General features: G+C 44.9%; 11 protein-coding genes and 3 pseudogenes. 11 read left to right on the top strand and 3 right to left on the bottom strand.

Features of this window, described 5'->3' with window-relative positions; all coding sequences use genetic code 11:
- The first annotated feature begins 36 nt into the window (after positions 1-36).
- The 8 genes from nuoH to U1P77_RS01455 all read left to right on the top strand — a co-directional run bounded on the left by nuoH (position 37) and on the right by U1P77_RS01455 (position 9,094).
- The gene (gene nuoH / locus U1P77_RS01420; protein ID WP_321156580.1) at positions 37-1,023 is read left to right on the top strand and encodes an NADH-quinone oxidoreductase subunit NuoH; all 987 of its coding nucleotides are present in this window, start codon (positions 37-39) and stop codon (positions 1,021-1,023) included.
- Between the two features lie 348 nt (positions 1,024-1,371).
- The gene (gene nuoI, locus U1P77_RS01425) at positions 1,372-1,887 is read left to right on the top strand and encodes an NADH-quinone oxidoreductase subunit NuoI (protein WP_414479059.1); all 516 of its coding nucleotides are present in this window, start codon (positions 1,372-1,374) and stop codon (positions 1,885-1,887) included.
- Positions 1,884-2,609, top strand: a complete 726-nt coding sequence (nuoJ, locus tag U1P77_RS01430) for an NADH-quinone oxidoreductase subunit J (RefSeq protein WP_321155660.1) — start codon at positions 1,884-1,886, stop codon at positions 2,607-2,609. Before nuoI ends, nuoJ begins: the two co-directional genes overlap by 4 nt.
- Before the next feature lie 113 nt (positions 2,610-2,722).
- Positions 2,723-3,016, top strand: coding sequence for an NADH-quinone oxidoreductase subunit NuoK (gene nuoK, locus U1P77_RS01435; RefSeq protein WP_321156581.1), 294 nt, complete (start codon positions 2,723-2,725; stop codon positions 3,014-3,016).
- A 4-nt stretch (positions 3,017-3,020) separates the two neighbouring features.
- On the top strand, positions 3,021-4,895 hold the full coding sequence (gene nuoL, locus U1P77_RS01440; RefSeq protein ID WP_321155661.1) for an NADH-quinone oxidoreductase subunit L: 1,875 nt from the start codon (positions 3,021-3,023) through the stop codon (positions 4,893-4,895).
- A 1-nt stretch (position 4,896) separates the two neighbouring features.
- Positions 4,897-6,525, top strand: coding sequence for an NADH-quinone oxidoreductase subunit M (gene nuoM, locus U1P77_RS01445; RefSeq protein ID WP_321155662.1), 1,629 nt, complete (start codon positions 4,897-4,899; stop codon positions 6,523-6,525).
- A gap of 3 nt (positions 6,526-6,528) precedes the next feature.
- On the top strand, positions 6,529-8,007 hold the full coding sequence (locus U1P77_RS01450) for an NADH-quinone oxidoreductase subunit N (protein WP_321155663.1): 1,479 nt from the start codon (positions 6,529-6,531) through the stop codon (positions 8,005-8,007).
- 220 nt (positions 8,008-8,227) lie between these two features.
- A complete protein-coding gene (locus tag U1P77_RS01455; RefSeq protein ID WP_321155664.1) occupies positions 8,228-9,094 on the top strand; it encodes a ferredoxin--NADP reductase in 867 nt (288 codons plus the stop codon).
- A 267-nt stretch (positions 9,095-9,361) separates the two neighbouring features.
- On the opposite strand, the gene U1P77_RS01460 is transcribed toward U1P77_RS01455, so the two are convergent.
- Both U1P77_RS01460 and U1P77_RS01465 read right to left on the bottom strand, forming a co-directional pair.
- Positions 9,362-10,150: a hypothetical protein gene (locus U1P77_RS01460; RefSeq protein WP_321155665.1), complete on the bottom strand. Its 789-nt coding sequence runs from the start codon at positions 10,148-10,150 to the stop codon at positions 9,362-9,364.
- A gap of 89 nt (positions 10,151-10,239) precedes the next feature.
- Positions 10,240-10,338, bottom strand: a pseudogene (locus U1P77_RS01465) (transposase); the annotation flags it as partial.
- Between the two features lie 46 nt (positions 10,339-10,384).
- Between U1P77_RS01465 and U1P77_RS01470 the strand changes: the two are divergent.
- Entirely contained in the window at positions 10,385-10,870 is a 486-nt protein-coding gene (locus tag U1P77_RS01470) for a winged helix-turn-helix domain-containing protein (protein ID WP_321155666.1), read from the top strand.
- Positions 10,867-11,421, top strand: a complete 555-nt coding sequence (locus U1P77_RS01475) for an IS630 family transposase (protein WP_321156582.1) — start codon at positions 10,867-10,869, stop codon at positions 11,419-11,421. Before U1P77_RS01470 ends, U1P77_RS01475 begins: the two co-directional genes overlap by 4 nt.
- A 35-nt stretch (positions 11,422-11,456) precedes the next feature.
- Here the strand turns inward: U1P77_RS01475 and tnpA are convergent.
- A pseudogene (tnpA, locus tag U1P77_RS01480) lies at positions 11,457-11,732 on the bottom strand (IS200/IS605 family transposase); the annotation flags it as partial.
- Positions 11,733-11,786: 54 nt separating this feature from the next.
- On the opposite strand from tnpA, the pseudogene U1P77_RS01485 reads away from it, so the two are divergent.
- Positions 11,787-12,940 (top strand): annotated as a pseudogene (locus U1P77_RS01485) (RNA-guided endonuclease InsQ/TnpB family protein).
- Position 12,941: the final 1 nt, after the last annotated feature.

Here is a 12,941-nt window from a genome sequence, read left to right on the forward strand (position 1 = left end):
ATTATTCCTGATGTGCCGAGCTTTTTGGCCGGTAGTATGACTTTAGATACTTGGTCGATTCTATTTATGGTGGTGCAATCGATAGTTATCTTTTTGGTGGTCGTTATTGTGGCTGCTATGATGATTATTTATGAGCGCCGGATGCTTGCGCTTTGGCAAGATCGCTATGGCCCTAACCGTGTAGGACCTTTTGGCTCTCTGCAATTAGTTGCCGATATGCTCAAAATCTTCTTTAAAGAAGACTGGACCCCGAAGTTTACGGATAAGTTTATTTTTACCCTGGCGCCGGCAATGGCAATGTTTACCGCGCTGGCTTCTTTTATCATTATTCCGGTATCGCCAACGCTTGGTGTGGCTGACTGGGATATTGGTATATTATTCTTCTTTGCTATGGCTGGTATTGCTGTTTATGCGGTAATGTTTGGCGGCTGGGCATCAGCGAATAAGTTCTCGCTACTTGGTGGACTCCGTTCTGCGGCGCAAACCATCAGTTACGAGGTGTTTTTAGGATTGTCATTAATGGGCGTGGTCGCGTTGACCGGCTCATTTAACCTACGCGAGATTGTCGAGTCACAAATTGATGGCTGGTATATCATTCCGCAGTTTTTTGGTTTTTTAACCTTTGTAGTGGCAGGGGTGGCAGTCACGCACAGACATCCTTTTGATCAGCCAGAAGCAGAACAAGAACTAGCTGAGGGTTATCATGTCGAATATTCTGGCATGAAGTTTGGTATGTTCTTTATTGGTGAATACGTTAACGTAGTGCTGATATCTGCCTTGATGACTTGTTTGTTCTTTGGTGGTTGGCTTGCGCCTTTTAACTTAGATATTCCGTTTGTTCCACCCACTTTTTGGTTCATGATTAAGACATTATTCTTTATGACCCTATTTATTTTGGCACGGGGCTCATTGATGCGTCCGCGCTACGACCAGGTAATGAATTTTGGTTGGAAAGTTTGCCTACCAGTGACTTTGATTAATCTGCTGGTTACCGCTGCAGTTATTTTACTGATGATGGATTAAATATTTAATCATAGATTTATTGCGTAACTATTTACCGAACAACTGGTTACTGGGCAACTGGCAGAGTGCAGATAGAACGAGTGCAAGCTCGAAAGGTCCATGCAAAATCATCGCGGTAGTTTGGAATGAAAGAAGAATACCTTATTTTGTTAGCTTATTTATTGTAGAGACAACCGCAAGTTTTGCGGATAGAAATGAGGCGATTGCCCGTATTGGTGAGCAACTTTATCCCTACTTGGGATAAACCTAGTATTTGGGATAAACCCAGTCATTTAGCATTGCAAATATGCAAAGGAAAGTTCCATGTTAGCACCTTTTTTTACGGCCATAAAAGAGACTGTCATTGGTATGTTTACCATTGTTCGCAGCATGTGGATGGTCAATAGCCACGCGATACGGCCACGCGATACCATCTTGTATCCTGAAGTGCCAGTACCAGTGCCGCCGCGGTTTCGTGGACGTATCATATTGTCCCGTGATCCTGACGGCGATGAGCGCTGCGTCGCTTGTAACTTATGTGCAGTGGCCTGTCCAGTTGGCTGTATTTCTCTACAAAAGGCCGAGCGCGAAGATGGGCGCTGGTATCCAGAGTTTTTCCGTATCAACTTCTCGCGCTGCATCTTTTGCGGACTGTGCGAAGAAGCTTGTCCAACCACAGCCATTCAAATGACCCCTGATTTTGAAATGGGTGAATATGTGCGTCAAGATTTAGTCTATGAAAAAGAGCATTTGCTCATCTCAGGGCCGGGTAAATATCCTGATTATAACTATTATCGCGTATCCGGTATGGCGTTGACAGATAAACCAAAAGGCGCGGCGCAAAACGAAGCGGCACCTATTGATCTAAGGAGCTTGCTGCCATGATGGATTTTTTGAACCACCCTGATTTGGTAGGGTTTTATGCGTTAGCGGCGGTGGCTATATTTGCCAGTCTGCGCGTCGTTATTCATGCCAATCCAGTGCATGCTATTTTATCAATGATTGTGTCGCTGTTGGCTGTGGCAGGCATCATGTTCATTTTGGGTGCGCCATTTGCTGGTGCGCTTGAGATTATAGTCTATGCCGGTGCGATTTTGATATTGTTTGTCTTTGTGATTATGATGCTCAATTTAGGTATGGAGAATGACGCGCGAGAAGAGCGCTGGCTTGATGCGAGAACATGGGCAGTACCTACGGGGCTGACACTTATTATTGCAGTTGTGCTGTATGCGATGATTGGGCTCAATCATGACGAAGCTGCCGTTATCGGTGGGGTCAGTGTTCCCGCTAAAGCGGTCGGTACCGCGTTATTTAGTAAGTATATTATGCTGGTTGAAGTGGCGGCACTATTGCTACTTGCAGCCTTAGTTGCGGCTTATCACTTGGGTAAAGAGTCCATAGATGACGAGATTATCGGTAATGACAGTCAAGCCTTTAGCCCAAGTGTTGGTAGCATTAAAGAGTACGACAATAATGATGGCAAGAGCCACAATAGTCACGATGCGGTTGAGATGGCTAAGCCTTATGTATATGAAGCAGTAGACCCACATGATTACGTAGGTATGCAGGTGGGCATGCAGAAAGTCACGCGCAAGGAGTCAGACTGATGGTACTAGCAGTAAGCGTGGCACAAGAGGTGTCAAACGTGCCGTTTGCCCACGAAGTAGCAGGCTTAGTACAGCCGGTTACTGAGGGGCAGAATGTATGGGGTGTGATACCCATGAGTCATGGACTAATATTGGTAGGTATTTTATTCGCTATTGGTCTGTGCGGCGTGATGGTACGACGCAACTTCTTGTTTATGCTGATGAGTCTTGAGATCATGATGAATGCTGCCGCATTGGCATTTATAGTGGCCGGCAGTCGCTGGGTCGATCCAGATGGACAAGTTATGTTTATCCTTATTTTGACTTTAGCAGCGGCTGAAGCAGCAATAGGTCTGGCAATATTATTGCAGTTTTATCATAAGCGTGGGCATCTCGATGTCGACAGCGCCAATGAGATGAAAGGATGATGTCATGAGTTTATTACCATTAACCTTTATATTCCCGCTCATTGGCTTTTTGATCTTAGCCTTTATGCGCGATCGGTTAACTGAACAGGCTGCCGCGTTTGTCGGTGTGGGGAGCATGTTACTATCGGCATTATGTACGCTGGTAGCTAGTTTTGTCTTTTTGACGACGTATCCGGCGGGTACCGTAATAGAAATACCGCTATGGACGTGGTTTCAAGTGGGTGACTTTGCGCCAAGCTTTGGCTTAAGCTTTGATGGCTTAGCACTAACCATGATGGGTGTGATTACTGGCGTTGGCTTTTTGATTCATCTGTTTGCCGCTTGGTATATGAAAGGTGACCCCGGCTTTGCGCGCTTCTTTAGCTATATGAATTTGTTTGTCGCCAGTATGATATTACTGGTATTGGGCGATAATTTACTACTGCTATATCTCGGCTGGGAAGGGGTGGGTATTTGTTCTTACTTGCTGATTGGTTTTTATTTCCAAGACCGTGCCAATGGTCGCGCTGCTATGAAGGCCTTTATCGTCACCCGTATTGGTGATGTGTTCTTAGCTTTTGGGCTGTTTTTATTATTCCGCGAATTTGGCACACTCAATATTCAAGAGATTATTACTCGCGCCCCTGAGGTGTTTGATGTTAATAATCCAACCATGATTTTGACCACCATGATGTTGGTTGGTGGGGCGATGGGCAAGTCAGCACAACTGCCACTACATACTTGGTTGGCTGATGCGATGGCAGGCCCAACGCCAGTATCAGCACTGATTCATGCCGCAACCATGGTAACGGCTGGGGTTTATTTAATCGCCCGTATGCATCCGTTGTTTTTACTGACCCCTGGCGTATTGCTGTATTGGGTTGGGGGTGTGGGTGCGTTGACCTTAGTAGTTGCCGGATTATGTGCGCTGGCACAAACTGATATAAAACGAATTCTAGCCTATTCGACTATGAGCCAAATTGGCTATATGTTCTTAGCACTAGGTGTCGGCGCATGGCAAGGGGCGATTTTTCATCTGATGGCACATGCCTTCTTTAAAGCCTTATTATTCTTATCCTCAGGTGCGGTGATTCTCTCCGTTCACCATGAGCAAAACATCTTCAAGATGGGCGGATTGCGTAAGAAGATACCATTAGTATTTTGGTGTTATATTGTCGGTGGTGGTGCGCTTGCCGCGATACCTTGGGTGACCGTTGGTTTTTATTCAAAAGAAGCCATCCTTTGGGAAACCTATGCTACCGGCCATCAAGTTCTATTTTATATGGGCGTGTTCGGTGCTTTCTTAACCGCGCTATATACCTTCCGTATGATTTGGATTGTGTTCTTCGGCGAAGAAAAGACCAAAGCACACAAGCTATCTGGCGTGTCGTATTGGTTACCCCTTAGCGTATTGTTGATACTATCAACCGCCGTTGGTGCGTTGATTACCCCGCCATTACAAGGCGTGTTACCAGAAAGCGTTGGCCATTTATTAGAAGTGGCCAATCAAGCGCATGATAAACATACCGCTGAGTTTATCGCCATGGGTGCGATGCTCGCAGGTCTAATATTAGCCGTATTGTTATATGTGGTAGATAAAGGCCGTATGCTAGCGAGATTCAAACAATCACGCATTGGCGGGGCGCTATATTATTGGTGCTATCACGGTATGGGCTTCGATGCGCTGTACGATTTAGTTTTTGTAAAACCCTTTTTACTCATCGGCCACTTATTCAAAGCCGATCCTGTTGATAAGACCTGGCTGGTGTTACCAAAGCTAGCGTCAGTGGGCAATAAAATGTTGTCCGCGACCCAAACTGGGTCACTTCGAGGTTATGCTGCAAGCTTTGGCTTGGGTATGGCTGTGCTGTTGGTGCTGGTAATGATGACGGTGGTATAAGATGATAGAGTTACAACAAACGTGGATGCTACCAGCATTAATTGCAATACCCTTTATTGCAGGATTGTTATGCTGGCTGGTTGAGCGGTTTAATAAGCGTCTGCCGCGCTGGATTGCCTTGATTGGTATGACGTTGACCTTTGTGCTGTCGCTAGTGTTATGGCAGTATGGCGACTTCGGCGGTATGAGTAAGCAGGTGATTGCACCTGACTCTGCAGTGCCTTGGGTTGCTGAATTTAGTGTGCCATGGATACCTAGCTTTGGTATTAGCTTCCATTTAGCGATGGATGGTTTGTCGCTAATGATGGTTGCCTTGACTGGCCTATTGGGTGTTGCCGCTGTTGCTTGTTCGTGGAATGAGATTCAACGCCGTGTTGGTTTTTTCCATTTGAACTTATTATGGAGCTTAGGCGGTGTTATCGGGGTCTTTTTAGCCATTGATATGTTCTTGTTCTTCTTCTTTTGGGAGATGATGCTGGTTCCTATCTACTTCTTGATCGCTATTTGGGGTCATGATGTGGTCGGTGGTAAGACCAAAGAATACGCCGCTACTAAGTTCTTTATCTATACCCAAGCGTCTGGGCTTATCATGCTCATCGGTATCTTGATGTTAGTTATTATTAGCTATGCTTCTAGCGGTGTGGTTAGTTTTAATTATAACGATTTGCTCGGTACGCCACTTGGCGGCTGGGAATATCCTATAATGCTGTGCTTCTTTATTGGCTTTGCGGTTAAGCTGCCGATGGTTCCCTTTCATGGTTGGTTGCCGGACGCACATGCGCAAGCACCAACGGCCGGTTCGGTGGATTTGGCAGGGATTCTAATCAAGACTGCGGCTTATGGTTTGATTCGCTTTGTATTGCCTTTATTCCCAGCAGCGTCACAAGATTTTGCGCCGATTGCTATGACTTTAGGTACCATTGGTATCTTCTACGGCGCATGGCTGGCCTTTATGCAGACCGATATGAAGCGTTTGCTCGCTTATACCAGTATCTCGCATATGGGCTTTGTGGTACTGGCGATTTATGCCGGTACCTTGCTAAGTTTACAAGGATTAATGATTCAGATGCTGGCGCATGGCTTAAGCTCAGCAGCGCTGTTTATCATGGCAGGACAGTTGTATGAGCGCCTTCACACTCGCGACCTAACATTAATGGGCGGTATGTGGGGACAATTTCGCTACTATGCCCCGATACTCATGTTCTTCTGTGCAGCGCTCCTTGGTATTCCGGGTACGGGTAACTTCATTGGTGAATTTATGATTTTGCTGGGTTCATTTGCCCAGTATCCAGTGTTTGTGGTGTTCGCGACCTTTAGCTTAGTATTGGCGGGTCTATACTCACTAATCTTGATCCATCGGGCGTTATTTGGGGCCAATAATGTCAAAGAATTGGCCATGCGCGAGACCAAATCACATGGCTTGCCTGAGCGTCCATTAAAAGACTTGGGTAGGCGTGAGTTGTCTCTACTATTGATTTTAGCCGTTGGCTTGGTATGGCTCGGACTGTATCCACAACCGTTTTTGGATACCTCGAGCCACGCCATGCAATGGATTAATAATGCGTATATTTACAATCAAGTGACACAAGTAGATGCGTCGCAGTTACTTGATGCAATGGAGGCACGTTAAGTCATGAATGAATTTACGATGAATGATTTGATGGGGCTGATGCCTTATGCGCCAATCATTGCGGTAGTGACTACGGCACTGATAGTGATGATTGCTATTACCATTAAACGCTCACATTTCGTCACTGGTACCCTGACGGTAGCCGGTCTTAATATTGCGCTGTTCACTTTACTTGGACAAATGGCAGGATTGATCGAGAGCGGATCGGTGCTACCAGATGCTGAGCAGCTGTTCGTTGTTGATAATTTTGCCCAGTTCAATATGGTGGTGATTCTTATCTGTGCGCTGGCGTGTTGTACACTATCGTATGCCTATTTGGCCAATCTAAAAGACAATAAAGATGAGCTATATTTGCTCATGTTGCTATCGACTATTGGCGCGCTGCTGATGGTCTGTGCTCAGCATATGGCATCGTTCTTTATGAGTCTAGAGCTGCTATCAGTACCCTTATATGGTCTGCTGTCTTATACCTTTATGCGTAATAAATCGCTTGAGTCAGGGCTTAAGTATTTAGTGCTGTCGGCTACCGCGTCTGCTACCTTATTGATGGGTATGGCGTTTATTTATGCAGAAGTAGGTTCTTTGGCCTTTAAGCCTATTAGTCTTATGTTAGGTGATTTCTTTGAGTCGCCCCTCTTGATACTAGGCGCGGCGATGATGATGTTCGGTATCGGCTTTAAACTATCCGCTGCTCCCTTTCATACTTGGACGCCAGATGTTTATGAAGGCGCGCCCGCACCTATCGCCACTTATCTAGCCTCAGTTACTAAAGTGGCGATGATGGCGCTTGCCGTCCGGTTCTTAATCGATACTGCATTACTGGCATTGCCATCCGTGCAAATGCTTCTTATGGTAATGGCGACCTTATCAATACTTGTAGGTAACTTATTAGCCGTACGTCAAACCAACCTCAAACGTCTGCTGGGTTATTCATCTATTGCCCATATGGGTTATGTGCTGATCGTTATTGTTAGTATCGGGTCAGCCGCTGACAGTATCTCTAGCATGTATATGGCGGTTTATGCCTTCACTTCTATCGGTGCCTTTGGGGTTGTGACCTTGATGTCGAGTCCTTATCGTTTATCGGGTGAAGCAGATGAATTAATTCATTATCAGGGTCTGTTTTGGCGACGTCCGGTACTGACAGCAGTCATGACTATTATGATGCTGTCGTTAGCCGGTATTCCGTTGACGGCAGGCTTTATTACCAAGCTATTTGCTATTCTTGCTGCTGTACAAGGGACCCATTGGTTCTTAGCGGCGATGATAGTCTTGGGTAGCTCAATCGGCTTGTTCTATTATCTGCGCGTGATGCTAACGTTATTTAAGCGTCCAAAAGAGTTTATCGAATTTGACGTTGCGGGGCAGTGGGGTATTCGGATGGGCGGTATTATGGTGATTGCTGTGACAGCGATTATTGTCTTCTTTGGGATATTGCCCAATAGCCTGATTGAATGGTCAAGTCTAGCGCGTATTTGGTAGGGTAAACTTTGTAACAACATAGTGAATCGCAGCAATATTGTTCTTTTAGCTATTGCCTATTACTTATCGGCTGTTACTGATAGAAAACCAAGAGGCGCCACGTTTATGCTAAGCTTGGTGCCTCTTTTTTATTGCTTTTTTGCATAAGATTTAATACCTTTTTATCAAAGACGTAGACTGACGACGAAATACATAATAATGATATAAGCGAATAATTTTTATGAGTGACAATATTCAAACCGTGAAAGTGCTTAGTAAAACCACCTGGACACCCAGTTTATTTAGTTTTACCGTTGCCCGCCCCGATAGCTTTAAATTTACTGCTGGACAATTTGTGCGTTTGGGCGTTAACCCTAGTCATCTGCAACACTATCAGCAACAAAGTACGGAACAGCAGCAAGGCTCAGGACAAAGCCAAGATGACACCGCAGAGCAGGCATCTGACGTGGCCCTAAATGATGACACCTTTCGCGCTTATTCCATTGTTTCCTCACCATTTGATGAAGTATTGGAGTTTTTCTCTATTGTTATTCCAGATGGCGCATTTACCTCACAGTTGCAATACCTAGAAGTAGGCGATGAGTTATTGCTTGATACCACTCCGTTTGGGTTCTTGACCTTAGCGCGTTATCAAAAGCCACACTCAAAAGACTTATGGTTACTGGCTACCGGAACGGGGCTGGCGCCGTTCTTATCGATGCTACAAGATCTGCAAACCTGGCAGGATTACGAGCACATTGTGCTGGTATATAGTGCGCGTACGTCCGAGGAGCTAGCGTATGTCGAGAAGATTGAAAGCTTGCAAGAAGACATTGGCTCGCTGGTCGATAATCCGGCTCGATTAATTTTTATTCCGATTGTGACCCGCGAGCATGTTGAAGGGGCACTAACCGAGCGACTACCCAAGCTACTATTAGAGGGCACGCTGCAGGAGCAAGCCGGAGTTGCGTTGGATGTGGATAGCACGCATGTTATGTTATGTGGTAATCCAGATATGGTAAACGATACTAAAGAAGCACTTAAAACCTTGGGACTGGTTATGAATCGCCGCGGTGAAGGCAATATTGCGGTCGAGAATTATTGGTAGAGAGCTGGTGTTAGTGAATCACTACAGTCAGTACCAAATAATATGGTTTCGTATAGCGGGTAAAAATTTTTCTAGCTTGCTGTGCGACTGCGTCACTCCAGAGGCTTCGAAAATTTCTCCCAGCCATACTGTATTCGTTTTAAAGTAGCTCAACTATACTAAATTAGTGAATTGATAGATCAATTGACATAAAAACGCCGCGCTCTTATTGATGTTAAGGTCGCGGCGTTTTAATTTAAAAGTAGCTGCATCTAAAAGCTGTAGTAATTATTCTTGGCTTGGCTCAGTGGCATCGCTCAATGGGTTAACAGAGCCTTGCATCAGCTCAGGTTCATCATCATCGCCAATGATATCTTCACCGTTGCTTGAACCTAATAAGTCGCGATAATTAATTTGAGTTTTTAAAATAAGCTGTTCTTCTTCCACCTCACCATAATTCACTTGCACTTTATGTAAGGTGCTCATAATTTTTTTGTTCTTTTTGAGCCAACGATTAATATCAAGATAAATGATATTTTCTTTGGCGCGAGCAATATTGATATAAGCCAAGATGACGCCTAAAGGATCTTTTTTGAGGACGCTATGATAAAACCAGATAGCAAGTTTAATACCTTGGCGCTTCACAAAGGATTCACAGCGTAAGTTAAGTACATCGGTATAGGTCTGCTGTCCAAAGACGAAGCGCTGAACATTGCGATCAAGCTGGACGTGAACCAATCTGAAGTTACTGGCAACTTCAGCATAGATACCGGCGGCATTGACCGTGCAGTAGAGGCGGAACCAGTCATCATGTAGCTCAACACGCAGCTCTAAGATAGCTTTTACATTGTCAGTCACGAACTTTTGCAGCGCATCATTAATATATTGTTGCGCAACCGGCAGCGCTATCTCGTCATCAAGCTTGTCAGTGGTTTTGTTATATAGTTTTCTGATGGCTTGGGTCAGGCTGTCCCAACCATCGCTAAATGACTCGTCAAAACCGTAGCCAATATTGTCAGAAAAATCATCGAAATCATCTAAATTATCAGTATGATCAAAATCATCAAATTTACTCAAACTTATTATCCTTATGACTGATTCTGGTATGGTTATTTATCAACTAGCGCCGTAACACCTCGCCATTCAGGGCGAGGCTATCAGGCGTATCAGTCAGGTGTTTTTTGTTGCTCTATGTATTGACGTATAACGTCGAGTGGCGCACCTCCGCAACTGCCTGCAAAGTAGCTGGGCGACCATAGCGCATCGCCCCACAACTTATACCAAACCCAAAATATATAGTATAATTCAGCTATGACTATACCAACAGACACCCTAAAAGATCATGACTTTGGCAAACTCTCGAAGACCGAGAGTAACCCCAGAGCTCGCCAACGTCTCCTTATGCTATATCAATATAGCATAGGCAAAGCCACTAACGATATTGCCAAAGACCTCTACATTCACCCTGAAACTGCCAGACGCACCAAGAAACGTTATCTTCAACGGGGACTTGACAGTATCTATGACCGTCCCCGCCGAGGTCGACACAGCAAACTGGCGGAATCCGACATAGATGCCTTCAAAGCCATGATCGTATCTGAGCAAGAAAAGCGAGCTGGCGGTCGTCTAACCGGTCAAGACATCCAACAGATAGCCAAAGAACACTATAACGCTCACTATACCGTTAACGGTATTTACGAGATGTTAAAGCGTATCGGTATGAGCTGGATAAGTGCTCGTAGTCAACACCCAAAAGCAGATGAAGAAGTACAAGAAACTTTTAAAAAAACTTTATAACCCGTGTCAAAGAGGTATTACCTGAAGGTATTGACTGTCAACAAGTCGATATCTGGTTTCAAGATGAAACTCGCATAGGACAACAAGGATCACTGACTCGAGTCTGGCATTACCGCGGGCAAAGACCTCGGCTTATCAGACAGCAGCAGTTCTTATCAACCTATATCTTTGGTGCCTTTTGTCCTAAAACAGGCAACAGTGTGGGACTGATATTACCTTGGGTTAATAAACATACCATGCTCTTGCATATGCAAGAGATTAGTAAAGCGGTTCCAAAGGATCGTCATGCGGTTGTGGTTATGGATGGAGCATTGTGGCATCAACCAAGCTTGAATCAGTCTAATGTAACGATGCTTAAACTGCCGCCTTATTCACCTGAGTTAAACCCTTCTGAAAACGTCTGGCAGTATCTTAAGCAAAACGAGTTGTCTAATCGCTGTTATGAGAGCTACGAATCCATTGTCAGCGCTGCCTGTATGGCTTGGAATAAGTTGCTTGAGCAGCCAGAGAGAATTCAGTCATTGACTACTCGGACTTGGGCGCAACTTTAATTATTGGGATTAGTATTAATTCCGATAGATGGGTACTGCTTCTTACGAATCATGCGACTTGATACGCCTTTTAAGCTATTAACCAAGACCGATACCCTAACCTTTGGCGAATAATTAACCAAAAGGTGAACCTGATCGGCCTCACCATCAAACTCAACAAGCCGAGCGTCAAACTTAACACACACCTCATCAAGTATTACTCGTAGGTCATCAAGCACCTCTTTAGTGAATACCTTGCCTCTATATTTAGTGACAAAGACCAAATGCACATGCAATCTTGAAACTACGTGTCTGCCAAGTCTGAAACCGTTTTAAATATTGTTAGACCAAATGTAGAATAGTAAGAAACCATTATAAGTTAAACCATGAAAACGCTCAAGTTACGTATCAAAGACAAGCACACGGTTCAGCTAAATATCTTAGCTGGGTCGGTTAACTTTGTCTGGAATTACGTTAACGACTTGAGCTTCAAGCATTTACAGCGTACCGGTAAGTTCTTTTCAGCCTATGATTTAAGCGCCTACACCAAAGGCAGTGGTGAGTATCTAAACCTGCACAGCCAAACGATTCAGGCTATTAGTGAGACTCATGCTAAGGCTCGTAAGCCATTTAAAAAAGCCAAGCTTAATTGGCGCACTAATAACCCTAAAGCAAGTCGCAAGAATCTAGGCTGGATACCGTTTAAGAAATCTGCCATCAAGCCTCTAGCGACTAGGCAGACTGGTAAGAAGTCATTGAAATCAACCATTCAATTTAGCCTAACGACAGGTAAAAAGTTAGTCATCGACCTATGGGACAGCTACCACTTAGCCCTATATACCATCAACACTTGTGAGCGGGTGCAAGACAGTCGCGGTCGCTGGTACGCCTGTATTACCGTTAAAGACTTCCCAAAGATTGAGTGCGGCGCTAATGACGTTGGTATTGACTTGGGTTGTAAAGAGTCCGCAACCACCAGTGAGGGTCAAACGCTTACCGCTAAGATTACTCATAAGTATGCTGAGAAATTAGCGACGGCTCAACGCGCTAAGAATAAAAAGCGTGTGCGCTCTATTCACGCTAAGATTAAAAACACCCGCCAAGATTTGATTCATAAATTCACTACTGGGTTAATAAAGACCAATAACCTAATTGTGGTCGGTAAACTTCACTCTAAATCATTCACTTCAAGCAATCTAGCCAAATCCGTCTATGACGCTGGTTGGTTTGAAATTAAGCGGCATGAGCGAGGATAAAGCAAAGCACTGCTTTGCCCGAGTGCAAGGCGTAGGGCTATGCCCCAGTTGATTATAAATGCGCGAACGCAGGTTGCCATTATGACGAGGTGAATGAAAGCGACACCACCCAAACTTGCTCGTGTTGCGGCTCACGCCAAAACAGTCCGAAAGGTAGAGCTGATTTGCGAATAAGAGAATGGACTTGCGAGTGCGGTGTCACTTATGACCGCGATATTAATGCGGCAAAGAACATTCTCGCGCTCGGGCTTGAGCGTCTAGCAGTAGGAATCCCCTCCGTTTAGG

Origin of the sequence: Psychrobacter sp. LV10R520-6 (genome assembly GCF_900182925.1) — a bacterium.
Classification (GTDB): domain Bacteria; phylum Pseudomonadota; class Gammaproteobacteria; order Pseudomonadales; family Moraxellaceae; genus Psychrobacter.

Excerpts from the sequence above, each read along its gene's own strand:
- nuoH (WP_321156580.1), top strand. The coding sequence starts at position 37 with ATGACTTTAGATACTTGGTCGATTCTATTTATGGTGGTGCAATCGATA.
- nuoI (WP_414479059.1), top strand. The coding sequence starts at position 1,372 with ATGTTTACCATTGTTCGCAGCATGTGGATGGTCAATAGCCACGCGATA.
- nuoJ (WP_321155660.1), top strand. The coding sequence starts at position 1,884 with ATGATGGATTTTTTGAACCACCCTGATTTGGTAGGGTTTTATGCGTTA.
- nuoK (WP_321156581.1), top strand. The coding sequence starts at position 2,723 with ATGAGTCATGGACTAATATTGGTAGGTATTTTATTCGCTATTGGTCTG.
- nuoL (WP_321155661.1), top strand. The coding sequence starts at position 3,021 with ATGAGTTTATTACCATTAACCTTTATATTCCCGCTCATTGGCTTTTTG.
- nuoM (WP_321155662.1), top strand. The coding sequence starts at position 4,897 with ATGATAGAGTTACAACAAACGTGGATGCTACCAGCATTAATTGCAATA.
- U1P77_RS01450 (WP_321155663.1), top strand. The coding sequence starts at position 6,529 with ATGAATGAATTTACGATGAATGATTTGATGGGGCTGATGCCTTATGCG.
- U1P77_RS01455 (WP_321155664.1), top strand. The coding sequence starts at position 8,228 with ATGAGTGACAATATTCAAACCGTGAAAGTGCTTAGTAAAACCACCTGG.
- U1P77_RS01470 (WP_321155666.1), top strand. The coding sequence starts at position 10,385 with ATGACTATACCAACAGACACCCTAAAAGATCATGACTTTGGCAAACTC.